25 protein-coding genes and 2 tRNA genes are annotated in these 24186 nt (G+C 37.6%); 11 read left to right on the top strand and 16 right to left on the bottom strand.

From position 1 onward, the window contains the following. The first annotated feature begins 8 nt into the window (after positions 1 to 8). Together CDA10_RS08885 and CDA10_RS08880 are read left to right on the top strand one after the other, a co-directional pair. Positions 9 to 1469: an ATP-binding protein gene (locus tag CDA10_RS08885; protein WP_089605272.1), complete on the top strand. Its 1461-nt coding sequence runs from the start codon at positions 9 to 11 to the stop codon at positions 1467 to 1469. Positions 1470 to 1675: 206 nt separating this feature from the next. Further along, positions 1676 to 3196, top strand: coding sequence for an acetyl-CoA hydrolase/transferase family protein (locus tag CDA10_RS08880; protein ID WP_089605271.1), 1521 nt, complete (start codon positions 1676 to 1678; stop codon positions 3194 to 3196). A 72-nt stretch (positions 3197 to 3268) separates the two neighbouring features. Here CDA10_RS08880 and CDA10_RS08875 read toward each other — a convergent pair whose 3' ends face one another. After that, the gene (locus CDA10_RS08875) at positions 3269 to 4909 is read right to left on the bottom strand and encodes a GMC family oxidoreductase (protein WP_089605270.1); all 1641 of its coding nucleotides are present in this window, start codon (positions 4907 to 4909) and stop codon (positions 3269 to 3271) included. A 224-nt stretch (positions 4910 to 5133) separates the two neighbouring features. Between CDA10_RS08875 and CDA10_RS08870 the strand changes: the two genes are divergently transcribed. After that, positions 5134 to 5553, top strand: coding sequence for a GNAT family acetyltransferase (locus tag CDA10_RS08870; protein WP_089605269.1), 420 nt, complete (start codon positions 5134 to 5136; stop codon positions 5551 to 5553). A gap of 65 nt (positions 5554 to 5618) precedes the next feature. Here the strand turns inward: CDA10_RS08870 and CDA10_RS08865 are convergent, their stop codons facing one another. The 4 genes from CDA10_RS08865 to CDA10_RS08850 all read right to left on the bottom strand — a co-directional run bounded on the left by CDA10_RS08865 (position 5619) and on the right by CDA10_RS08850 (position 7439). After that, the gene (locus tag CDA10_RS08865; RefSeq protein ID WP_089605268.1) at positions 5619 to 6389 is read right to left on the bottom strand and encodes a class I SAM-dependent methyltransferase; all 771 of its coding nucleotides are present in this window, start codon (positions 6387 to 6389) and stop codon (positions 5619 to 5621) included. A gap of 176 nt (positions 6390 to 6565) precedes the next feature. Then, a tRNA-Phe gene (locus CDA10_RS08860) sits at positions 6566 to 6641 on the bottom strand. Positions 6642 to 6775: 134 nt separating this feature from the next. Then, a tRNA-Phe gene (locus CDA10_RS08855) sits at positions 6776 to 6851 on the bottom strand. Positions 6852 to 7061: 210 nt separating this feature from the next. Next, a complete protein-coding gene (locus CDA10_RS08850) occupies positions 7062 to 7439 on the bottom strand; it encodes a GNAT family N-acetyltransferase (protein ID WP_089605267.1) in 378 nt (125 codons plus the stop codon). A 99-nt stretch (positions 7440 to 7538) separates the two neighbouring features. On the opposite strand from CDA10_RS08850, the gene hisB reads away from it, so the two are divergent. The 3 genes from hisB (at position 7539) to CDA10_RS08835 (ending at position 9476) form a co-directional block, all read left to right on the top strand. After that, the gene (gene hisB / locus CDA10_RS08845) at positions 7539 to 8132 is read left to right on the top strand and encodes an imidazoleglycerol-phosphate dehydratase HisB (RefSeq protein ID WP_010112988.1); all 594 of its coding nucleotides are present in this window, start codon (positions 7539 to 7541) and stop codon (positions 8130 to 8132) included. Further along, positions 8132 to 8749, top strand: coding sequence for an imidazole glycerol phosphate synthase subunit HisH (gene hisH / locus CDA10_RS08840; protein ID WP_089605266.1), 618 nt, complete (start codon positions 8132 to 8134; stop codon positions 8747 to 8749). The genes hisB and hisH overlap by 1 nt, the downstream gene beginning before the upstream one ends. Before the next feature lie 190 nt (positions 8750 to 8939). After that, positions 8940 to 9476: a DUF805 domain-containing protein gene (locus tag CDA10_RS08835; RefSeq protein ID WP_089605265.1), complete on the top strand. Its 537-nt coding sequence runs from the start codon at positions 8940 to 8942 to the stop codon at positions 9474 to 9476. A 49-nt stretch (positions 9477 to 9525) separates the two neighbouring features. Here the strand turns inward: CDA10_RS08835 and CDA10_RS08830 are convergent, their stop codons facing one another. Continuing rightward, entirely contained in the window at positions 9526 to 9951 is a 426-nt protein-coding gene (locus CDA10_RS08830) for a transcriptional regulator (protein ID WP_089605264.1), read from the bottom strand. 96 nt (positions 9952 to 10047) lie between these two features. On the opposite strand from CDA10_RS08830, the gene CDA10_RS08825 reads away from it, so the two are divergent. Then, positions 10048 to 10698, top strand: coding sequence for a 3'-5' exonuclease (locus tag CDA10_RS08825; protein WP_089605263.1), 651 nt, complete (start codon positions 10048 to 10050; stop codon positions 10696 to 10698). Between the two features lie 88 nt (positions 10699 to 10786). Then, entirely contained in the window at positions 10787 to 11518 is a 732-nt protein-coding gene (hisA, locus tag CDA10_RS08820; RefSeq protein ID WP_089605262.1) for a 1-(5-phosphoribosyl)-5-[(5-phosphoribosylamino)methylideneamino]imidazole-4-carboxamide isomerase, read from the top strand. A gap of 414 nt (positions 11519 to 11932) precedes the next feature. On the opposite strand, the gene CDA10_RS08815 is transcribed toward hisA, so the two are convergent. The 4 genes from CDA10_RS08815 to CDA10_RS08800 all read right to left on the bottom strand — a co-directional run bounded on the left by CDA10_RS08815 (position 11933) and on the right by CDA10_RS08800 (position 14436). Further along, positions 11933 to 12226 (bottom strand): antibiotic biosynthesis monooxygenase family protein, encoded by a 294-nt coding sequence (locus CDA10_RS08815; protein WP_089605261.1) that lies wholly within the window; start codon positions 12224 to 12226, stop codon positions 11933 to 11935. Positions 12227 to 12340: 114 nt separating this feature from the next. After that, positions 12341 to 12733, bottom strand: coding sequence for a DUF4870 family protein (locus CDA10_RS08810; RefSeq protein ID WP_089605260.1), 393 nt, complete (start codon positions 12731 to 12733; stop codon positions 12341 to 12343). Positions 12734 to 12764: 31 nt separating this feature from the next. Further along, a complete protein-coding gene (locus CDA10_RS08805; RefSeq protein WP_089605259.1) occupies positions 12765 to 13391 on the bottom strand; it encodes a DUF1294 domain-containing protein in 627 nt (208 codons plus the stop codon). Between the two features lie 94 nt (positions 13392 to 13485). Next, positions 13486 to 14436: a homoserine kinase gene (locus CDA10_RS08800; RefSeq protein WP_089605258.1), complete on the bottom strand. Its 951-nt coding sequence runs from the start codon at positions 14434 to 14436 to the stop codon at positions 13486 to 13488. Positions 14437 to 14549: 113 nt separating this feature from the next. Between CDA10_RS08800 and hisF the strand changes: the two genes are divergently transcribed. Both hisF and CDA10_RS08790 read left to right on the top strand, forming a co-directional pair. Continuing rightward, positions 14550 to 15308: an imidazole glycerol phosphate synthase subunit HisF gene (gene hisF, locus CDA10_RS08795; RefSeq protein WP_089605257.1), complete on the top strand. Its 759-nt coding sequence runs from the start codon at positions 14550 to 14552 to the stop codon at positions 15306 to 15308. Positions 15309 to 15757: 449 nt separating this feature from the next. After that, positions 15758 to 16117 (top strand): SEL1-like repeat protein, encoded by a 360-nt coding sequence (locus CDA10_RS08790; RefSeq protein WP_171333966.1) that lies wholly within the window; start codon positions 15758 to 15760, stop codon positions 16115 to 16117. A 41-nt stretch (positions 16118 to 16158) separates the two neighbouring features. On the opposite strand, the gene ettA is transcribed toward CDA10_RS08790, so the two are convergent. The 6 genes from ettA to CDA10_RS08765 all read right to left on the bottom strand — a co-directional run bounded on the left by ettA (position 16159) and on the right by CDA10_RS08765 (position 22490). Continuing rightward, complete coding sequence (ettA, locus tag CDA10_RS08785; RefSeq protein ID WP_089605255.1) at positions 16159 to 17820, bottom strand: energy-dependent translational throttle protein EttA; 1662 nt, start codon at positions 17818 to 17820, stop codon at positions 16159 to 16161. A 181-nt stretch (positions 17821 to 18001) separates the two neighbouring features. Continuing rightward, positions 18002 to 18874, bottom strand: a complete 873-nt coding sequence (locus CDA10_RS08780) for a hypothetical protein (protein ID WP_089605254.1) — start codon at positions 18872 to 18874, stop codon at positions 18002 to 18004. 75 nt (positions 18875 to 18949) lie between these two features. Next, complete coding sequence (locus CDA10_RS08775) at positions 18950 to 20494, bottom strand: esterase-like activity of phytase family protein (protein ID WP_089605253.1); 1545 nt, start codon at positions 20492 to 20494, stop codon at positions 18950 to 18952. Between the two features lie 107 nt (positions 20495 to 20601). After that, positions 20602 to 20745 carry a hypothetical protein gene (locus CDA10_RS16820; RefSeq protein ID WP_157909349.1) on the bottom strand — a complete coding sequence of 48 codons (144 nt, stop codon included), beginning with the start codon at positions 20743 to 20745 and terminating at the stop codon, positions 20602 to 20604. Positions 20746 to 20931: 186 nt separating this feature from the next. Then, positions 20932 to 21492, bottom strand: coding sequence for a hypothetical protein (locus CDA10_RS08770; protein WP_089605252.1), 561 nt, complete (start codon positions 21490 to 21492; stop codon positions 20932 to 20934). 5 nt (positions 21493 to 21497) lie between these two features. Beyond that, complete coding sequence (locus tag CDA10_RS08765; protein ID WP_228704614.1) at positions 21498 to 22490, bottom strand: hypothetical protein; 993 nt, start codon at positions 22488 to 22490, stop codon at positions 21498 to 21500. 311 nt (positions 22491 to 22801) lie between these two features. On the opposite strand from CDA10_RS08765, the gene CDA10_RS08760 reads away from it, so the two are divergent. Then, entirely contained in the window at positions 22802 to 24079 is a 1278-nt protein-coding gene (locus CDA10_RS08760; RefSeq protein ID WP_089605251.1) for an O-acetylhomoserine aminocarboxypropyltransferase/cysteine synthase family protein, read from the top strand. Positions 24080 to 24186: the final 107 nt, after the last annotated feature.

The raw sequence follows: 24186 nt of genomic DNA, 5'->3' as shown, positions 1-24186 counted from the left end.
ATAGATTAGTGAAATTAGACCCTATAGATCCGCAAGCATTTACAGATTTTGAAACGTACCAAGAAAGAAAACGTACACCTTGGGAACGCTTCTTAGACAAAATCAAACCACGTTCCGCAGCCATGCGTACCACTGTATTGGTTTTATTTGTGGTGTTTTTTAGTCTATTCATGTCACTGTGGTTCTTTTGGAAAACACTCTACTTACCTGAAATTCAACAACATGCAAGATTTTTAGCTGTTGAATTGGAAATGGTCAATAATCCTCGTTTACAGATTTATCATGACGAAGTGCAGCTCGACATTGACCAATGGTTAAAACAAAGAGTTGGAGTTGAATATGTCACTGATCCTAAAGAATATCCAAATGTTAAAGATAAAATAATTGCAGACTTTTTCACCAATCGTATTGAAAATCAGCTCGCTAAAGAGTTGAACATGAAAGATGTCACGGTCTATTTTCAATTTAAACCGAGTCCAAGGATTTGGGTACAAACCCCTGAAATGAATGGCAATTGGGTTCGTGAACCACTGAAAACCTATGCCAATTACAGCCCTGAACTTATTTTAGGCTGGTTATTGGGTATTCCCCTGATTGCAGCAGCAATTATTTTGACCTTGGTTCGACAGCTTAACCGTCCACTACGCCGTCTACAAAATGCTGCTAATAATTATAGTAAAACAGGTAAAGCCCCTTACCTAGAAACCAATCATGGGCCACAAGAAATTCGTGAAGTGAATCAAGCTTTTAATCATATGATCTACACTCTTGAACAGACTGAACGAGATCGTCAAATCATGCTCGCGGGAATCTCACATGATTTACGTACACCACTCACCCGAATCCGCCTAAGTGCAGAAATGATGTCGGATGATGACTTTCTTAAAGAAGGCGTAATCTATGATGTAGATGATATGGATGCGATTTTAAGTCAGTTTATTTCCTATATGCGAGATGGCTCAGATGAGGAACTTCAAGAGACCAATATCAACATCTTGCTACAAGAATTAGTCATTCAATTCAAACCTTTGGATATTCGTTTTACCCCGAATGAATTACCGATTATGACTGCGCGCTCTTTATCCCTGAAACGACTCATTGGAAACCTGATTAATAACGCGAAACGCTATGGTGCTGAACCGATTGAACTGAGTGCTTTTGTTGAAAATGAACATATTAAAATCTGCGTAGCGGACCATGGCGAAGGAATTCCTGAAGACCAAATTGAAGATCTCATGCAACCTTTTGTCCGTGGAAATTCAGCAAGAACCGTGCAAGGCAGTGGTTTAGGCTTAGCCATTGTAAAACGTATTGTGGATATCCATCAGGGTGAAATATCGATTTCTAACCGAGCGACTGGTGGTTTACAGGTCATTATTTCATTACCCATTGCAATAAAAATTGAAGAAGAACAACCATCTCCCAATGCAATTCAAAAAATTAAGCAAACTTTGAGTGATCGTTTTTAACGATTGCTCAATGAATCTACATTCAAGTTTGTTCGCTTAACACACAGTTAATATTATTTTCTTTAATAAATAACAACTTGAAAATCATCATTATTTTTTATACTTGTATTTTTTGAAAAAATTAGACCTTAGCATTAGAGGCATGCACAATTTAGTTTTAGAACGGTACAATCCGTCTAGTTTTGAACAAGAATTGAGCGTAACCCATGTCTTTAGATCGTATTCGTTTAGCATCTCTCCATGACAAAGTCATGAGCGCAGAACAAGCCGCAACTTTTATCCAAGATGGTATGACAGTAGGTATGAGTGGTTTTACTCGTGCTGGTGAAGCGAAAGCTGTACCGTTAGCACTGGTAAAACAAGCCAAAGTGAATCCTTTAAAAATCACGTTAATCACAGGTGCAAGTCTAGGTAACGATCTAGACAAACAATTGACTGAAGCGGGTGTACTTGCACGTCGTTTACCATTCCAAGTGGATAATACACTTCGTAAAGCGATCAACACTGGTGATGTGATGTTCATCGATCAGCATTTGTCTGAAACTGTTGAACAAATGCGTAATCTTCAATTGAAGAAGCCCGATGTTGCTGTGATTGAAGCGGTTGCGATTACTGAAGATGGTGGCATTATTCCAACAACTTCGGTCGGTAACTCTGCAAGCTTTGCAATTTTTGCTGAAAAAGTGATTGTTGAAATCAATACTAACTTAAGCCCTGCATTTGAAGGTTTACACGATATTTATATCCCAACATATCGTCCAACTCGTCAACCGATTCCCTTGACTCAAGTTGATGAGCGTATTGGTACACATGCTATCAATATTGATCCTGCAAAAATCGTAGGCATTGTGATTAACAGCGAATACCACGATTCTCCATCTACAGTGACTTTACCTGATGATGAAACTCAAGGCATTGCCAATCATTTAATCGCTTTCCTTGAAAAAGAAGTGGCTGAAGATCGTTTACCGCCGAACTTAGGTCCATTACAAGCAGGTATCGGTTCTATTGCCAATGCTGTTTTAACAGGGCTTAAAGATTCTAATTTTGAAGACTTAGTAATGTATTCAGAAGTTCTTCAAGACTGTACTTTCGAATTGATTGATGCAGGTAAAATGAAGTTTGCTTCAGGTTCTTCAATTACTCTTTCTGCTAAATATGGCGAAAAAGTGTTTAATAACCTTGAACAATACAAAGATAAATTGGTGCTTCGTCCACAAGAAATCTCAAACCATCCTGAATTGGTACGTCGTTTAGGCATCATCGGTATTAACACTGCATTGGAGTTTGATATTTACGGCAACGTAAACTCAACTCACGTGTGTGGTACTAAAATGATGAATGGTATTGGTGGTTCAGGTGACTTCGCACGTAATGCACACTTAGCCATTTTCGTAACCAAATCGATTGCTAAAGGCGGTGACATTTCTTCTGTTGTACCGTTTGCTTCTCATATTGACCATTCTGAGCATGATGTGGATATTCTTGTGACTGAACAAGGTCTTGCTGATTTACGCGGTTTAGCACCTCGTGAACGTGCACGTGCAATCATCGATAACTGTGCTCACCCAATGTACCGTGATGCATTGAATGACTACTTTGATCGTGCATGTGAAAAAGGTGGCCATACCCCTCACATTCTTCGTGAAGCGCTTGCATGGCACTCAAACTTTGAAGAGTCAGGTCATATGTTAGCGGCTCAAGATCAAGTTAAAAAATCTGCATAAGATTTTGAATCTAACGTAGAAACAAGAAACGCCCAATTGGGCGTTTTTTTATTTCCTGCAAATTAATATTGATTAAATCACTGCTTTTTCTTTCTTCTGAATAAATGCCACTCCTGCCTGATCCTGACGAATCATATCAGCCGCTTTTTCAGCAATCATGATTGCAGGAGCATTGGTATTGCCATTCACCACTTTTGGCATAATTGAAGCATCTACAACGCGCAGATTTTCAATACCATAAACACGCAAACGAGCATCAACCACCGCTAGATCATCGACGCCCATTTTACAACTCCCAACAGGGTGATACACCGTATCTGAGCGATCTCGAAGAACTTCACGAATTTCCTCATCTGTTTGCACATTGGCTGTAAACAAGTCTTCTTTAACCATGCTTTTAAAAACACTCGACTCCATCAGTTGCTTGGTTTTCTTAAAGCCTTTGACCATTTCTTCCAAATCAGATTCATCACCATAAAAATCAGGATCAATCAATAATGGATCATCAATGCTTGGCCCACTGATTTTGATTGAGCCACGGCTTTTCGGATTGAGTAAACACACATGACAAGAAATACCATGCCCAACATGCATCGTCCGTGCATGATTATCAACAAGTGCCACAACAAAATGTAATTGCAGATTCGGTAAGCTCTGCTCTACTGAACTTTTAAGAAAACCACCACATTCTGCAAAATTGGTCGTGATCAAACCACGACGTTCTTTGCGATAGCGCTGAATTTGTTTAATGAGATCAATCGAACCTGGGATCGACAATCCAAAAGTACCTTGGATATCACGAACTTTATATCCAAAAATAAAATCAGGATGATCATGAAAATTCTGCCCTACTCCGGGTAAATGCTTTTTCACTTCAATCCCATGCTGAAGTAACTCTTGCTGATCACCCACACCTGAAAGCATTAAAATTTGTGGTGACTGCATTGCCCCTGCACTAAGCAGTACTTCACGGCGAGCATATATTTGTTTAAGTTGTCCGTTTTGCTTGTATTCCACGCCAACAGCAACGCCGTTTTCAATCAAAATACGCTGCGTCTGCGCAAAGGTTTCAATGGTTAAGTTGTTACGGTCACGATGTGGAAATAAATAAGCTCGTGCAGAACTGCAACGCTCCCCATTGATATGGGTAACCTGATAGATTCCAAGCCCTTCTTGTTCAGCTCCATTAAAATCATCAAGAACGGTATAACCCTGCTCTCGTGCTGCAGCTAGAAACTTTTCCTGAAGCGGATTGTCACTGTGTAAATCGGTTACAGATAATGGGCCATCATTGCCATGATATGGGTTGCTAATTCTTTTATTATTTTCAGATTTTATAAAATAAGGCAGCACATCGTCATAAGACCAACCCTCATTACCCAAAGCCGCCCAGTCATCATAATCTTGTCGATTGCCTCGAATATAAATCATGGCATTAATTGCAGACGAACCACCTAGACACTTACCACGTGGTTGATAACCTTTACGACCATTCAAACCCTTTTGTGGGACTGTTTCAAATGCCCAATTATTAATTTTTGTCGGAATACTGATCACAGCCGCACTCGGAACTTCAACTTTCCATCCATCTCCAGTTCCACCTGCTTCCAGTAAACATACAGATACGTTTGGGTCTTCGGATAAACGCCCCGCCAATACACAACCTGAACTTCCACCACCAATAATGATGTAATCATATTCTGTCTTATTCACATGAAATCCTTTTCTTGTATTGTCTTTATATTTTCATTATGCATGAATTTCAGATAGAAAGAATCCTTCTCTACACAGAATCACGACTTTGCTTTATGAAAAATCTCACAGAAAATTAAATGAATGTGAGCACGTTTTTGTTTAAAAAATAAACTTATCATCACCCCATTTTTATATTAAGCTGATGTAAACTTTCTTTAAAAACAAGAGATAGAATAAAAGCCATGTTTATCATCCGTCAGTTTCAAGAAATAGATTTAGAAGATGTGATCGCACTATGGGAAGTATGTGAGCTCACTCGCCCATGGAATAATCCTGAAATTGATATTTTCCGTAAAGTGGCACAAAAAGATGGTTTATTTTTATTGGCAGTCAAAGATGAACAGCTCATCGCAACTGTGATGGGTGGCTATGACGGTCATCGTGGCTGGGTAAACTATTTAGCCGTTCATCCACACGTTCAACGCAATGGTGTAGCAACAGCGCTCATACAGCAACTGGAAAAGCGTCTAATTGCACTAGGTTGTCCTAAGCTACAATTGCTTATTCGTAGAGATAACATTGACGTACAAAGCTTTTATGAGCAATTAGGCTATGAAGAAATTGAAGTGGTCTGCTTAGGTAAACGTTTAATCCAAGATTAGAGCATTCTTTGCTTTGCACTTTCACAAAGCAATAAAACAATAGTTTTCGGCTTTTCATAATCGAATTACAGACCGATTTTTTTCATAAAGCTTTTTTTCTTACGTTTTTTAGTCTTACCGACTCTTAAAAATATAGGAAATTCTATGTTTAAAAGTTCCTGCTCAGCACTGAGCGCTTCTGCCAAATCATGCAAAGGATTAATTTTATTTTTATCAATATAATGCTTTATCGCAGACCATGTGGATAAATATTTTAATAGCTGTGCAGATGACCACTGATACTGCATTTTCAATTCAGGTACGGTAATTTCTTCAAAAGGAAAAGGAATCGTCCGATATTCTTCATCAATATAATGACGCTCAGCATCCCAATAGCCGTGTAAAGTATCGAAATATAACTCATGAATCTTTTGATTGATTAAATGATGTTCCACGTGAATCAAGCCATAACCGATCACAGCCAAAACACCGTTTGGCTTCAGGGTGCGAGTCACTTCTTGGTAAAAAGATTCAAAGTCGAACCAATGAATCGCTTGAGCGACAGTAATCAAATCAAAACTTTGTGCGAGGAATGAGGTCTTTTCTGAAGGTTGTATTTGATAGCTAACATTTTCAAAGTAAGGTGCATGTTGTAATTGTTGTTCACTAATATCTGTTGCCACAACATGATCAAAATAAGGCGTTAAGAGTTGAGTAAATTGACCAGAACCTGCACCACAGTCCCACACAAATTGCTGCTCAGGAACATATTTAAGTATTTCCTGAATAACTTCCTGCGGATAACTGGGTCGTGCTTGTTGATAAAGCTGACTAGCTGCTGAAAATAAATCTTTCATTTTTCTTATAACAATCTATTCTTTTCATAAAAATTTATCTTACGACATTTCGATAATATAAGCATACATTTTGTAAGACAATCAGATTGATTCATCATCCTCTATCGCTCATCCATTCCCTGATTGCTTTTATTTAAGCAAAAAAAAACCTCAAAAAAATTGAGGTTTTTTAAATATGGTGGCGAGACCCAGGATCGAACTGGGGACACACGGATTTTCAATCCGTTGCTCTACCTACTGAGCTATCACGCCGATGCGGTGTATTAAGCCGTATCTCAGATCAATAGTCAATATAAATCATGACTTTTTTATTCAACCGAATATTTTTTACTCAAAAAAAATCCCTGATGGGATCAGGGATTGAAATCTTGAAGATTTTTTAAATATGGTGGCGAGACCCAGGATCGAACTGGGGACACACGGATTTTCAATCCGTTGCTCTACCTACTGAGCTATCACGCCGATGGGGCGTATTAAACAATTTAACCGTAATGCCGTCAAGTCTTGTATGCATGTTTTTGTTCGATAGTCTATTTTTACAGCAAATCCGCAATATTTGGCATCGGGCTTAGCCCTTTTACTGCATATAGAATAAAAAAGACAGCCTAGTGGCTGTCATAAATCGATTACATTGAATCACTCAATTTTTTATACAACTGAAATTATTCAGTCTTAGATTTTACCCAGATGCGCCAGACAACGGTGTATTGCGCCACAACCTGGCTCAAAGTTTTTCACACCTTTCTCTTCTTCAATTTTGCACACTTCTTCGACCAAACGTTCTGCAACACCTCTGCCTCGGTTTGCAGGATGTACCACGATATTTTCTAAAATCTTGCTCTCTCCTTGCCCTGTACACCATAAAGCACCAATAATCTTGGTATTAAATTCTGCGGTGTAAAGTAAGGTATACTGAGCTAAGTTTTGCTCAAGTTGTTCTACGGCATCTTTACCATCCCCAAACTCTGGACTGGTGTCGTATAGTCGCTCAAGCTGATCGCGAACTTCCGCATTTTCCAGTGAAGTTTTAGCATGTATGGTAATAGGCATTGATTAACCCTCCTGAGCAATCTAATATGCTGTCACTTTCGTCACAGCGAAACATCGTTACATCAAACTTTTAATTTTGACGTTTTTGAGGAACGTGTCATGACACAACGTATCAGTGAAGTAGTAAGAAACACTAACGAAACCAAAATTCGAGTTCGTGTGAATCTTGATGGTACTGGTCAAGGCACGCTCAATACAGGTGTTCCCTTTTTAGACCATATGATTGATCAAATCAAGCGTCATGGCTTATTTGATATCGATATTCACTGTGATGGTGACTTAGACATTGACGATCATCACACTGTTGAAGACTGTGGAATCACACTTGGGCAAGCCTTTGCACAAGCTTTGGGTGATAAAAAGGGTTTAAAACGCTACGGTCATTTCTACGCACCACTTGATGAAGCTTTAAGCCGCGTTGTTGTAGACTTGTCAGGCCGTCCGGGTTTATGGATGGATATTCCATTCACGCGCGCGCGTATTGGCACATTTGATGTTGATTTATTTTCTGAATTTTTCCAAGGTTTTGTAAATCATGCATTGATGACTTTACATATTGACAATTTAAAAGGCAAAAATAGCCACCACCAAATTGAAAGTGTGTTTAAAGCCTTTGCACGTGCATTGCGTATGGCATGTGAAATTGACCCTCGTGCTGAAAATACTGTTGCATCTACCAAAGGAACTTTGTAATGACCCGTATTGCCCTTCTTGACTACGGCATGGGAAACCTTCACTCAGCAGCGAAGGCACTTGAACATGTTGGTGCAACTGTAGATGTCACTAATGATCCAAAATTGATTGCACAAGCAGATAAAATTGTCTTCCCGGGTGTGGGTGCGATGCGTGATTGTATGCAAGGCATGCGTGAAGCAGGTATCGATGAGGTCGTCCGTAACGCGGCGTTTAATAAGCCCGTTTTAGCCATTTGTGTCGGAATGCAAGCATTACTTGAATCTTCAGAAGAAAATGGCGGTTCAGCAGCATTGGGGATTTTTGAAGGTGCTGTTAAGCATTTCCCAAATGTGGAGGGTTTGAAAGTCCCACACATGGGCTGGAATCAAGTGCATCAAGCTGATCCAAGTCATCCAATGTGGAAAGACATTGATCAGGATGCACGTTTTTATTTTGTACATAGCTACTATGTAGAACCTAAAAATCAAGATCTTGTTGCTGCAACTTGTGATTATGGTTTGCCATTCTGCACTGCCATTCATAAAGAAAACCTATTCGCAACACAGTTCCATCCTGAAAAGAGCCATACCGCAGGTTTGCAATTACTTAAAAACTTTGTGGAATGGAAGATTTAATTCATTCAAGTTCTTCTTATTTCTAAAGTTAAGCCATTAAAATCAAGCCAATTTTTATTGGCTTGATTGCTTTTTGAAGTCATAGTTTTCTTCTAATCTTTCTTTTGATTGTTTTTTTCTTTATGCTTTGAGCGAATTTAGTACAAAAATTTCAAAACTGATTAAATAAACCGTTCAATAGGAAAATAAAATGAATTCTAATTTTCAAACCAATGATTCACCTTTAAGTGCTAGTGGACGTTTTGGACGCATGTCTTATTTAGGCTGGTCTTTTTTAAGTGCTTTGGTGTTTTTTCTAGTTGCTATTGTTGTCGTTGTTCTCATGGTTGGAACGAACCCTGAAAGCCTCTCGTCACTTTCTATGTCTGTAAGTATTATTTTTTTAGTACTCTATATCGCACTGATTTACTTCACTTTCGTCTTTACGATTCGCCGCTTACATGACAAAAACCAAAGTGGATGGTTGTCACTTATCATGCTTGTACCTTTGATTAACTTTTTCTTTCTAGTTTATTTATGTTGTGCAAAAGGTGATGCAGGTACAAATAACTATGGCGCACCACGTGTGACCAAAGGTTGGGAGAAAGTTTTAGGGTGGATTTATATTATCATGATTCCATTAATGGGTGTGCTGGCTGCAATCTCAATTCCAGCTTATCAAAGCTATATCGAACGTGCTCAGCTACAACAATTACAATATCAGCAACAAGTCGAACAATCTGAATAATTCTTGTCATTTAATATCAATAGCCTTTTATTCACATAAAAGGCTATTTTTATTTTTCAGTCTCATCTTCTTTCGTCACAAAGCCACCTTCCATGGGTTGTACGCTAATTTTAATCTCTGCTTTTAAATTTAAAGCACGATAACGCTGTTTAATTTCTTCCATAAGCTGCTCAATGGTGGCTTGGCTTAAATCAACATCAGAAGCAATATAAGCTTGATTGACGAGATCTGCACGATCTTGCTTATCTTGTTGTTTAGATTCTGCATTCCAACGCTCTGTCATACCCACCAAGCGTGCTAACTCAATCAAACTCTGTGCGCTAGAAGGAGTCGAATTTTGTAGCCATTTACCCATCGTGCCTTTTGATGCTTCTAATACGTTCACAATGTCACTGGCTTTAATATTTTTATCTTGAATCAGTTGCTTTAAACGCTTTGCACCTTCAATAAAAAGATCATCATCTTTTTCTACCATTATTTTGCTTCCATCATTTACGTCTCACAAAAATATCACCTTTTTAACTCAAGTTTGTTATAACAATACAATTAATTTTTTGAATGCTGAAAGATCGTGGATAATCCTGTTCAACCCATTCCAAGTAAAGAGCAAATTCAGACCTTTCCTCGGTTTCAAAACCTTTCTTTGGAAAATGTTGTGGTGATCAATTCACTCCAACAATGTAAGAATATTGAACATGCTTTAAAAACGGCGAGTATTTTAGGTTTTGATACTGAATCTAAACCCACATTTACCAAAGGTGAGGTTCAAACAGGCCCACATCTCATTCAGCTCGCAACATCTGAAAAAGCCTATTTATTTCAAGTATCAGCAGAAATTCTAGATTTTTTAAAACCTATATTTGAAAATAAAAACCAAATCAAAGTTGGTTTTGGACTCAAGAATGATGCACATTTATTTCGAAAAAAAGGCATTGAACTGAATAATATCATTGAGCTATCGAAAAGTTTTTCGAGTTTTGGACTCAATAATCCAATTGGTATTAAAAATGCCATGGCTTTGTTATTTAGAATTAATTTTCCTAAAAGTAAATCCATAAGCACATCCAACTGGGCACGTAGAAATTTGACTCAACAACAAATTGAATATGCCACGGCCGATGCTTATGCACCTGTTTTAATTTTTAAAGAATTGCTCCGTTTAGATCTACTTCCTGAATACCAGTCCAAATACTTGACTGGTATTGAAAATTCACCTCAATAAAAGCTCCAACTGACACTTAGAAATTGATCAATACTTTGCTAAGATGAGCCACAATGAATTCTCATGAGATTAGGCAAGGAGCGAAAGCATGCTGATCATCCCTGCAATTGACCTGAAAGATGGCAAATGTGTCCGTTTAAAACAAGGTCGTATGGAAGACGATACCGTATTTTCTGATGATCCAGTGGCAACTGCACAACATTGGGTAAATGAAGGCGCTCGTCGTTTGCATTTAGTTGATTTAAATGGTGCTTTCGCAGGTACGCCGATCCATAAACCTGTGGTTGAAGCGATTGCTAAGGCTCAGCCTGAACTTCCAATTCAAATTGGTGGTGGTATTCGTTCTTTGGAAACCATTGAGCATTATCTTGAAGCGGGCGTTTCTTTTGTCATCATTGGTACAAAAGCAGTTAAAGAGCCTGAATTTGTTGAAGAAGCATGTAAAAAATTTGCAGGACATATCATTGTTGGTATCGATGCAATCAATGGCTTCGTTGCAACTGACGGTTGGGCGAATGTAACGGATGTAAAAGCAACGGATTTGGCAAAACGTTTTGCTGATGCTGGCGTTTCAAGTATCGTATATACCGATATTGCACGTGATGGCATGATGCAAGGTGTAAATGTTGAACAAACTGTTCAACTTGCTCAATATTCAGGATTACCTGTGATTGCTTCTGGTGGCGTAACCAATCTTGATGACGTTCGCAATCTGAAAGGTCAACACGGTATTTTAGGTGCGATTACAGGTCGTGCCATTTATGAAGGGACTTTAAACCTTCGTGAAGCGCAATTGTTATTGGATGAGCAAAGTTTTTAATCCTGAACTTGTCTGTTTATAAAAAAGAGAACGTAATGTTCTCTTTTTAGTTTCTAGCGGCTTATGCTCAATTGTACTAACTTAATCTGAGCTCGGGATAAGATATATGCCCAACTATATGATACGCGGAAACGTCAGTCGCATTGTTCGAGGCAGGACTACGTCTGTAATATACTGTTTTTGCAAGATATTAGCTACTTGCTAATATCTGTCGAGTTGGCGACTGACAAATGGTTTTGCCTACTTTTCCCGAAAGAAAAGTAGGTCGAACCGAAGGTTAATCCTTACATCTGACTTTAAACGGTAAGACTCCGCTGCACCTGATCAATCTTTTCAACGACTTACATCAAAGTTTACCCCGAACTGACGTTAACTTAATCATGTCTTGATGATGAATTGAAATACATTGATCTATTAAACCAATGTACTTTCGTAATGCTGCATTTCAATCTTACGGGCTAAAAATGGTTTCATGGCAATAAACCAATGTCTAAACTCATCTGTTTTCATAAAAACTTCAGTATGTGTTGCCAAATCAGTCCAGTAAATTTGTAAAACATAATTTTGTGGATTTTCGATTCCACGAATCAGTTTAAACTTTTCACAACCCTGCGCATTTCTAAAAATATCGGATAATTCATAAAATTTCTTTTCAAAAGCCATCTGCTGACCATCAATGATATGAAATAAAGCCTGTTCAATCACCATGTTGATCTCCTTTTATGAACCTTTATTTTCTATTCAAACACAAGATCATCTCATTTACATGACACTTTAAGAACAACTATGAAAATCGCTGATTTTAGTAAAAAAAATAGCAGACTATAGCGGCACAGGCTGATTATCATTCAAAGCAATAATGCCTCGAATGGCACGATAAACAATCCATACCCAAGAAACAAATAATACCGCAACACAGAATATCGTAGCGCTCACCGCAACACCTGCAAACGCATTGGCATTATCCATCGTCAAAAATAAGAAAAGGAACGGTATAAATGCCAGTAATGTCCAAATTAAATACCACCAAAAAGTGCGTATTTGCCATCTAAAATGACTTTCAAAAACAGTACCTCGTACCGAATCTAATTTTACATAATTGATCACTAAAGCCACGATGGCGAATATTCCACCCGAAAAAATCGCAACAATATAAAGAATATATAAAATTAAAGTCAGTGACTTACTGTTGTTTGGATCTACATAATTATTCATTATCATTCCTCAAGTAATATGTTATTTGCCTTTAAGTTCTAAATACATTTAAAGGAGAAATTAACCATAAAATCAATAAAATATTGAAGAATATAGTACAGAAATATACCTTTCTAAAAGGTTGTTTTTGTGTTTTATGTCGTAAACGTTGTTGAGCTAACCAAGCTGCTGGCCAACCGCCTAAAAAGGCAAGTATATGCAAAGTATTTTCAGGGACACGACGTTGATCCAATTGGGCTGCTTCTTTATCTTGAGAATAAAACCAATACGTCATCACATTGATAATGCTAATAAAAAGTAGCGCCAGACTATCTAATAAACCTGTAGCAGTCAAAATAACCAAAGCGATAATATAAATCACACACAGAATTTGCATCGGCTGTAATTTTGATGATGATTGAGTGTCTAGACTGTTCGATACTTTTGATAATTTCTTGGCTTGATTGGCTTTTAAATAAGTCACTTGCTTGGCTTTAAAGCATCCTTGTCCATCCAGTTGCACAACATATTCCAGTGCGCAACCGACAAGTGGACGTGGTCCTTTCTGTGCAAAGTCTTTGATGTGTAAAAATACACGATCTTTAGCTTCATCATTGGGCTGGATAAAGCCATAGCCTTTATCATCAAACCACTCAACCAAACGACCTTGATCACGCATTTATTTATCCCAAATCATTTTGACTTCTTTTATTCATGCTTCAATGATTTCTGCATAGCACAACATAATTTGAATAAAAGAAGCCTGACATTTATTAAGCCGTTACAAACTTTAATCTTTCTACCAGCATATTACGCATTTCTAAAGGATTTTTCTGCAAAATATCATCCCCTGTACGTCCTTCTGCTTGATTCATTTGTGCCACTTGCAAACGCATCATCCAAAAACGCCCTGCTGCCATCGCCAAATACAATTCCAAACAAGACTTTTCATCTTCAGTTAAAGGACGAACAGATGAATATGCATTTAAAAAAGCCGTTGCTTTAGCTTCATTCAAAGTCACTTCAGGATATTCGGTACAGAAGTCATTTAAAGTAATCGCAATATCAAAGAGTAATTCATCTCGATTCATTTCATAAAAATCAAGAATACCTTTAAGCGTATTGCCTTCAAATAACGTATTGTCACGAAATAAGTCCGAATGAATAAAACCTTTGGGACGATTTGGATACATTGCTGTCAATACTTCATATAAACCTAAAAGATTATTAAGCAATGCGGTATCCGCAACATTTAAAGTCGGTTTAATTTGTTTCGCTACATTGTACCAATAGGCATGATCACGTGCTGTTTTACGTTGTAATGGAAAATCTTGCAAAGCCACATGCATTTGAGCCTGAGCAATTGCGATTTGTTCAACTTGCTCCAGTGTTGAAGGCATTGGATGCTGCCCTAACATACGTGGCGCAATTTGTGCAGGTTTATCTTTCAACGTATGAATAGATTGACCACTATGCTTTAACGGTACTGGAACAGCTAAACCTTGTTGTCCTAAATATTCTAAAACTGGAATCAATTCCGCTGCTGCTTGCGTGTCCATATTTTCAAACAATGTTAAAACAAACTGTGACCCATCTGCACAGACAATAAAATAATTGGTATTTTGAATACCTCCTTGAATTGGATTCAGCTCAATAACCTCTAATCCATACGGTGCTGCAAAGGCTTGAACTTCCTTTAAACTCAAAGTGGTATAAACCGACATATAAAACCTGCGAAAAAACTTACATAAGTTTGATAGAATACCCTCTCTGACTCGCGAGGTGTAGCACCAACATCGCTCAGTTTCATAATCGGCTGTTATTTTTGGAAAAAATTATGCTTGCTAAACGTATTATTCCTTGCCTAGACGTAGATAATGGGCGTGTAGTCAAAGGTGTTCAGTTCCTTGATATTCGTGATGCAGGCGACCCCGTAGAAGTTGCACGCCGTTATAATGAACAAGGTGCTGATGAAATTACTTTTTTAGACATCACTGCAACCTCAGGTGAGCGAGATACAACCTATCGCACTGTAGAACATATGGCTGAAAGCGTATTCGTTCCTTTGACTGTTGGTGGCGGGGTTCGTAAAGTTGAAGATATTCGCCTACTGTTAAATGCAGGTGCAGATAAAGTCAGCATTAACTCTGCTGCGGTGTTTAATCCTGAGTTTGTACAAGAGGCTTCACAACGCTTTGGCGCACAATGTATCGTGGTTGCCATTGATGCGAAAAAAACAGCCGATAATAAGTGGGAAATTTTCACCCACGGCGGTCGTAAACCGACAGGGATCGATGCGATTGATTGGGCTGTCAAAATGGCAGACTTCGGCGCAGGTGAACTGTTGATTACTTCAATGGATGCTGATGGTACAAAAGCAGGCTATGACATCGAATTAATGCGCCAAATCAATGATCGTGTCACCATTCCAACGATTGCCTCTGGTGGTGTGGGTAATTTACAACATTTAGCCGATGGTATTTTAAAAGGTGGCGCAGATGCTGTACTTGCAGCCTCTATTTTCCACTTTGGACAATATACCATTCCAGAAGCAAAACAATATTTAGCAGACCAAGGCATTGAAATGCGTCTTTGATTGGCAAATAAATTTTGATCGGTTAAAAGAGTGTTAAAACAACACTCTTTTTTATTGGTCTGAAATATAACTTAGTGCGTTTCAACAACGCGTCAATATGCTTAGCAAATTTTGCTGTTGATACATTCTTCTATTCAAATATTTAAAAAACAACTTTGCCGCAATGTTGAATATTTCTTAAAATAAAATGTCAATTTAATGAAAATGTTTCACCTTTTAATTTCTTAAAATTACAAAATTATTATTTTTATGCAAATAAATTATCACTAAATTTATAATGAATGATAAATATCACACTTTAAGTAGACTATTTTTATCAATATCAGAATCAGACTATTTCTTATTCTATTTATTTATTTTAATCTTGGAAATGAAAGCTTTATTCCAAATAGAGTGAGTAGAGGAAAATGAATTTAATAAAAATAATTCGGATGATATGGAAATCAATAATGCCTTTACAACATTATGTGAATAATCACGCCTTTATGGTTTCAGAAGCTCAAAATACCTATCATCGGGCAACAGCTTATGAGCATCTGGCAGCCAATCAGAGATATCGTGTTGGTGTTGAAAATGCATTTAATCATCAACTACATCATTACCAACGGAATGCCATTTGGTTTCTTTTACATGCAGCCTTGAAAGGTTATAGTCGAGCGCAGTATAAATTGGGAATGCTGTATTTACATGGACAGCTAGGTTTAGACAGCAACACCTTAAAAGCTCAAAAATGGCTAGTTTTAGCAGCAAACCAAGGACATGTTGAGGCTCAAAACCAACTCAATGCTTTACCATTCTTTAGACAATAAAAAACCAGCTCGAAAGCTGGTTTTTTGTTTTAAATCAGCAATTAACCGCCAATTTTTTTGTATTTAGTGCGTTTCTGAACAACATCATCACCTAAACGTGACTGGCGATATGCTTCGTATTCAGCATAGTTACCTTCGTAGAATTCAGGTTGTTCATTTTCAAATGACAAGATATGAGTTGCAATACGGTCAAGGAACCAACGGTCATGCGATACCACCATTACCGTACCTGGGAATACAAGAATTGCATCCTCAAGCGCACGTAATGTTTCAATATCCAAGTCGTTCGATGGCTCATCGAGTAAGATGACGTTTGCACCCATTTGCAGGATTTTCGCAAGTTGTAAACGGTTACGCTCACCACCTGACAACTCACCTACACGTTTTTGCTGATCTTGGCCTTTAAAGTTAAAACGACCAATATAAGCACGTGATGCGATTTCGTATTCACCAATTCTTAAGATATCTAAACCGCCAGAAACTTCTTCCCAAACCGTTTTGTTGTTATCCAAAGTATCACGGATCTGTCCTACATAAGCCACTTTAACTGACTCACCTAGGGTTACAGTACCCGTGTCTGGTTGTTGCTCGCCAGTCATCATACGGAATAGTGTCGTTTTACCTGCACCGTTAGGACCCACAATACCGACAATCGCAGTTGGTGGTATGGTAAAGGTCAAATCTTTATACAGTAAACGACCGTCAAATGATTTGCTGATGCCTTCAATTTCTACAACCTTATTACCTAGGCGTGGACCAGGTGGAATATAGATTTCAGAGGTTTCGTTACGCTGTTGGAACTCACGTGAGTTAAGTTCTTCAAAACGCTCCATACGCGCTTTGTTTTTCTTTTGCTGACCTTTAGCATTTGAACGAACCCATTCAAGTTCTTTTTTCAATGCTTTAGCAAAAGATTCTTCTTGTTTATTTTCCTGCTCTAAACGTGCATTCTTTTGTTCTAACCAAGAAGAATAGTTACCTTGATACGGAATACCCATACCACGGTCAAGTTCAAGAATCCATTCAGCAACGTTATCTAAGAAATAACGGTCATGCGTAATCGCAACAATTGTGCCCGCAAAGTCTTTCAAGAAACGTTCTAACCAAGTAACAGATTCGGCGTCCAAATGGTTCGTTGGTTCGTCTAGAAGTAACATGTCTGGTTTAGACAACAATAAACGGCACAATGCAACACGACGGCGTTCACCACCTGAAAGCAAGCTTACATCTGCATCCCAAGCTGGAAGGTTCAATGCAGCAGCAGCTTGATCCATTTGGTTACTTAAATTATGTGCGTCCCAAGAATGGATAATTGCTTCAAGTTTTTCTTGCTCTTTCGCAAGCGCGTCAAAGTCTGCATCTTCAGCAGCATATTCAGCAAAAACTTCATCCAAACGTGCCAATGCATCCAATGGTTCACGTAAGCCATCTTCAACGTTACCACGAACGTCTTTATTTGGGTCTAATGGTGGTTCTTGCTCTAGATAACCGATTTTAATACCCGGTTGCGCACGAGCTTCACCTGAGAAATCTTTATCTACGCCAGCCATAATACGAAGCAAGGTAGACTTACCTGCACCGTTTAAACCAAGCACACCAATTTTTGCACCTGGAAAGAATGATAAAGAGATGTCTTTTAGGATTTCGCGCTTAGGCGGAACCATTTTCGACACACGGTTCATCGTGTAAATATATTGGGCCACGTAGGACTCCTCTATAATGAGTAGAAATTCGCAAAACGCGAACAAATAAATGGCAATAATTATACGCTGAATTTATCTATTTTTGTTTAGATTCGCCCAATTTGGTCAAGATATTTTCAAAAGATCTCTTGACTATTTTTCAAGCATAACAAACTCAATCATTTGCCTATCTTAAAGTGCATTAAGAACAAAAATTTGGCTGATATTGGTAAACAAATTGTGTCTTGGTTTGTGTTGAGCTTGGTGCGTTGTAATTCGACAATGATTTCAAGGCTGAGAAGCTAATCGCAGCACGTTGCACGACCTTATAGGTATAGTTTGCATTTGGATCTTGATATTTAAATGACACTTCAACCACAGCCGGTTTCAAACCCGCATATGGCATTTGTGTGTACCATAAACTCATATCCATCTCAGCATCAAACTCCCCCAAATCAATGGTCACACCACTATAACTTCTTTCATAAATGGTTAAACCGCCTACAAGTGCTAAAGCCTGATTATCACTGATTGCAAAACTTTCTTTAAACTTTGGAAAATGTGTATGAATGTCTAAAAAATCATTCAAAGTACGCGTATTGGGAACAGTGGTCGATTTACTTGCTCCCACTAAAAAGCCTTGTGTTGCTGTTTGAGTAATATCATCTTCAAGTTTGGTTTTTGCACCTGACGTTGGACTGCTTAAATCTGCAAAATCAGCCAGATAATGATCATAACTTCTAAATTTAAGCGTCACTTCAGATATGCCATTTTCAATACGCTCTCTAAAACTATAGCCAATATTGTTGAGTAAACAGCTACTTGGAGAATCATAAAAACGAATTTGACGTTGTTTATCTAATGTTAAATTTCCCGTAACGCTACGACCTGTTTGTTGAGCGATAATATTTTTAGCTTGTTGCATATAAGTATTTACATTCGATGATTCATTGGAATAACTAAACTGATCGGCTTGTAATAACAACTTATATTCACGTGAAGTCACTTGTGGTGCAGCCCAAGTATTTGAAATCACAAAACCACTGCACAATACGAGAAGAAATCTGTTATTCATTTTCAATCCTGCTTTTCTTTTTTAATTTGAAAATTGTTATAAAAAAGCCACCGTTTTTGGTGGCTAATGATGAACTTATTGTGCTTTTAAATTTAATTTATCGACAATATACAACGTATTTATGTCGATACGAGTTCGGGTAGCATCCAAGTATTTGGGTTCCATCCCTTTGCTGTTAAACCACAACCCCATATCGTCATCATTTAAAATACCTAAAGTTGTATGATTGATCAGCCACAAACCTTCCATTTTGTCATGTGGATATTTTATAGCTTTACCCATATCTAGTACCAATGTCTTTGGTGCAGGCACAATATTTAAGGCTTTTAGCGCGTCCCAACCTTGCTCAAGTTGATATTCTTCTAGGGTCTTTCCAGCAATGGTTAGTCCTAATTTTTCATCTTGTTTAAGATTATTTTGATCTTGAATGTTTTCTAAATTAGTCGCTTGACTGAGGTCGATACGATAGACATTTTTCATGACATTCGCTGAATCTTTATAAAATAGACCATCACGTTCTAAAACTAAAAATTGCGTATCACTTAAAGCCACTATCGCAGAGTTTGAATTCTCTTTTATTTCTTGTTGATACAGATATTGTGCAACTTTTCCTGTTTCCAAATTGATGGTCACAATACGAGTCAGTGTTGATTTATTGACATTTTTATTGGGCAAACTCAAAGTGGATTGCATGATACCCACCAAGGTTTTTTGGTCTGGAGTAATGGTTAAACCTTCCATCCCACGGTTTGCACGACGATAACTGAATTCAGTTGGTAATATCCAATTGTTACGCTTGTCTGCCTTAAATGGGTTAATACGACCGATTTCCTTACCATTGGCATCATAGTGCACCATGTGTGGACCGTACTCATCACTGACCCAAAAAGTCCCATCTTTTAAGGCTGCAATCCCCTCACTGTCTAGGCCATAATCATCTAACTTGATTGGATTATTGACTGCATCAAAAGGCTTGCTTGAATCAACAGTAATCACTTTACCATTCACATCATAAGGCGTTTCACCTGTACCACCCAAAGCAGAGCTATTGGGTAGCCCACTGATCTCTTTAGCATTACGATCTTTTAAAGAGATCGTTTTAACCAGTTTCACAGTGCCGTTATCTTGAACCTCAAACAAACCAATTTTAGGTACATAGTCAGCAATCGCAAAAATCTTGCCTGCCCCATGCACGCTATCATTAAAATCAGCATTCGGTCCACGATCTGTTAAGGCATAAAATTGCTTTTTATTGCTTGGATGTGCTGCAACATCTGAACCAAAGCCACCCTGACGGATATCAAAAGTAGTGTCAATGGTTGTCCCATTGGCATTATTTCTCCCCAATACTGTGAATGGAAGTTCGACACCTTGTGTGAACAGATTCGTTTTACAACTGTCTTCTGTTTTGATTATTTCATTGGCTTCGAGTTTAGCATTTTGATTATTGTCTAAACCACTTTGAATACGTGTACCACCCATCGAACATGCGTCATTACCAAATTCTAAAGTGAGTGTTTCGCTCAAGTTTTTTGGGGAAGATTGAGCGTCATCATCATCTGAACATGCAGTTAGAATCATCAATCCACATAAAGCCAGCGTTAAAGTCGTTTTTTTCATTATTGCAATTTTCATCGTCATTTTTGTTTGTTGTATAGTTTATTGAGTTGCTTATGTTAATCGGGACAAATGACATCATAATGACAGGATTTAAAATGGCGATATAATCACTCATCTTCAATCGGCTTCGCTTTTACATCATCCTGCTCAGCTTCCGACAGAATATTTGTCGCTGCTGCTAAAACAGCAAACTGAGCGTCTAGGTTATTGTTTTCTTCATTTTCAATGACTTTATTAGGTAACGGTTTCAAGAGGGCGGTTTTTTTGTTCTATTTTTCATTATTTATAAGGCTTTAGACTATTACTTTCTCCCATCCTGTTCTTATTGAACTTGCCTGACAGATAAAAAACAACAAAAATTTTCATTGTTTTTTAGTGTCAAAGAGAGGGAATACTTTTTCAAGAAGCTCTTTAATATTTACATTCATAATTAATTTTCACAATTGATTATTATTGTATTCATCTCTAATCTGTTGTAGTAAATCATTTTTAATACTGTCGTATGTTTCAATTGAATCAAGATTTTTTTCAGAAAAAGTATAAAAATCATCTATAACTTGATCATACGGATTAAAATACTTTGTAGTAAGGGTTGTATCATCATTAACACAATAATAAAGCAATTCATCATCTTGATTGTAGTATAGACTTTTTGAAAAAGGGGCTTCTTTAGAAGAAGGCTTATAGATCATCCAACTTATTTTTTTAAATTCCCCATCTATTAATTTGTAATCTGTATAACCTAATCTGTTATCTGATCTTTCTGTTTCTCCTGCTTGATATAAATTTCTATAAGCAATAGTTTTATATTCAGTTGTGAGAAATAAAACTTGACGAAAAATTTTATTTTTATCATCAAACTCAACCATTTCTTCTACGATTGGTTGATTTGATGGATTGTAAAAAGACTCTCGAATTATCCAGCCTTTAGTGTTTCTAAAATACACTCTTTTAAGTGGGTCTCCGTTAGTTCCCTCATAAATTTCAACTTCAATCATAATTGTTACAACGCATAGTTAGGTTTTTGAGGAGCAGGTTTATTTTTCCATTCAGTTGCTTTGGCTGTTTCAGGACAACCAGCAAAGAAAGCATCTAGAATCTTTTGATTCAATAGACCTTGTTCATAAGTATATCGCTGTTGATGACCATTCCATGATCCGTATCCATTGGGATGAGGAGTTGTTCTGTAATCTCTATATAAAAATAGTGGATCAGCTCTCATCTCATTGTACCTATCTTCAACAATCCTTGCTTGCCCATTCATATATGCATTATGAGTGTGGCATTTATCATCCGCATTCCTCTCCAACTCATCTTCAATCGGCTTGGCTTTAGCATCATCATTTTCAGCTTCAGATAAAATATTATTTGCTGCTGCTAAAACAGCAAACTGAGCATCTAGGTTATCACTTTCTGCATTTTCAATGACTTTTTGGGCAACAGTTTCGAGGGCGAGGTTTTTTTCTTCTTTCACTGTCGTTGCTGAGCAAACAAAAGTAATATTCTGAATTCCTCCAGTATTCTCATAATTACATTGATATCTATTTGTTTGTATTTTTTCAATACTAAGAAAAGTAACATTTGAAGTAAATTTCTTACAAACACTTTGAGCTGCAATATACGTATTAACGTTAAAAGAAGAAATATTTGAGTAATAACAAACGTTAGTATTTTGATCTATATTATATTTTATACGATTATTCGCAGGATCCATCACCCAATCTACAGCCCCTAGTAATTGCTCAACTGCATAAGAAAGGGCAAAACCTCCACCACCACTGCCTAAGACTTTGGCAACCTGAGTCGCATTAGGCTTAATTAAAACCGAGGATTTAATAACACCCTTTAAACCATCATATAAAATAGATGCTCCAACAGCGGTTGGATTAGATAGTGTCCATGCCCCTAATGTTGCTGCATTGGCTAAAGTTGAATTAAGTATAAGTAACAGACTTGTTAAAAAAATTGTTATTCTTTTAAAATTCAAAAGTTTCACTTCTTTATCCTGATTTAAATTATTTATGATTGATTCAGAAAAAATAGAACTTCATGTAAGTTAACATAAACATCAATTGAGTAGTAAGAAAATTACAACCCGTAAAAAAACACGTATTTAGCATAATTGGAGGAAAATGAAAGTATTAACGAGGCTCTGCTTTGAGCAAAAGTACTAAAATTTAATGCTTTATTAAAATACAAAACAACTATCCTTATCACTTTTTATGATTTAAAAATACATAAACCCTTGTTTACTTCATATATTTATTTGATACACTCATTTGAAATTTAACAAAAAAGCTGAAAAAGATGACTTATAAAGATGAAACCCTTGCGATTCATGCAGGCTATACCCCCGAAGTAACCACTAAAGCTGTTGCCGTACCCATCTATCAAACCACTTCTTATGCATTTGATAATACACAACACGGCGCAGACCTGTTTGACTTAAAAGTACAAGGTAATATTTATACTCGCATCATGAACCCAACAACTGCGGTGCTTGAACAACGTTTAGCCGCACTTGAAGGGGGTATTGGTGCATTAGCCTTGGCTTCGGGTATGTCTGCAATCACCTATTCCATTCAAACCATTGCAGAAGCTGGCGATAATATTGCGTCTGTTTCAACCTTATATGGCGGTACATATAATTTATTTGCTCATACCCTACCTAAACAAGGCATTGAAGTTCGTTTCTTTGACTATCAAAACCCTGAAGCTTTACGTGGTTTAATTGATGAAAAAACCAAATTGGTTTTTGTAGAGTCAATTGGCAATCCATTGGGTAATATCATTGATTTAGAGGCCATTGCTAAAATTGCACATGAATATGGCGTTCCTGTGATTGTCGATAATACTGTTGCAACCCCTGCACTACTCAAACCTTTTGAACATGGTGCAGATATTGTGGTGCATTCTCTGACCAAATATATTGGTGGTCATGGTAATTCTATTGGTGGAGCAATTGTCGACAGCGGTAAATTTCCTTGGGGTAAATACCCTGAACGTTTTAAAGTCTTAAATACACCTGACCCAAGCTATCATGGTGTGAATTATGTTGAGGCTTTAGGTGAAGCTGCTTATATCGCACGTGCACGTGTCGTTCCACTGCGTAATACGGGTGCAGCAATCAGCCCGCTGAGTGTATTCTTAATTTTACAAGGCTTAGAAACATTAAGCCTCCGTATGGAACGTCATACTGAAAATGCACAAAAAGTCGCTGAATATTTGCAACAACATCCAAAAGTAAAATGGGTCAATTACGCGGGTTTAACCGATCATCCTCAACATGCTTTGGCACAAAAATATGTGAAAGGAAAACCTTCAGCAATTTTGTCTTTCGGCGTTCAAGATGGGCTTCAAGGCGGAACTCGCTTTATTGATGCTTTGCAACTATTCACACGTTTGGTCAATATTGGCGATGCGAAAAGCTTAGCTTGCCACCCTGCGACAACAACACATCGTCAGCTGAACGAAGATGAATTAAAATCAGCAGGTGTCAGCATTGACATGGTTCGCTTGTCTGTAGGTATTGAACATATTGATGATTTAATTGCAGATTTAGAACAAGCGCTCGCTCAAGTTTAATGCTCACTTCGCTTTAAATATCAAAGTAAAAGCTCAAAAAAAGACCTGAGAAATTCAGGTCTTTTACGATTTGGATGATTGATTTTAAATTAACCTGAGCTCGGGAT

It is taken from the genome of Acinetobacter piscicola (assembly GCF_002233755.1).
Lineage (GTDB): Bacteria > Pseudomonadota > Gammaproteobacteria > Pseudomonadales > Moraxellaceae > Acinetobacter > Acinetobacter piscicola.
The sequence above is the reverse complement of the archived record's forward strand: the minus strand, read 5'-3'. Positions and strand labels throughout refer to the sequence as shown.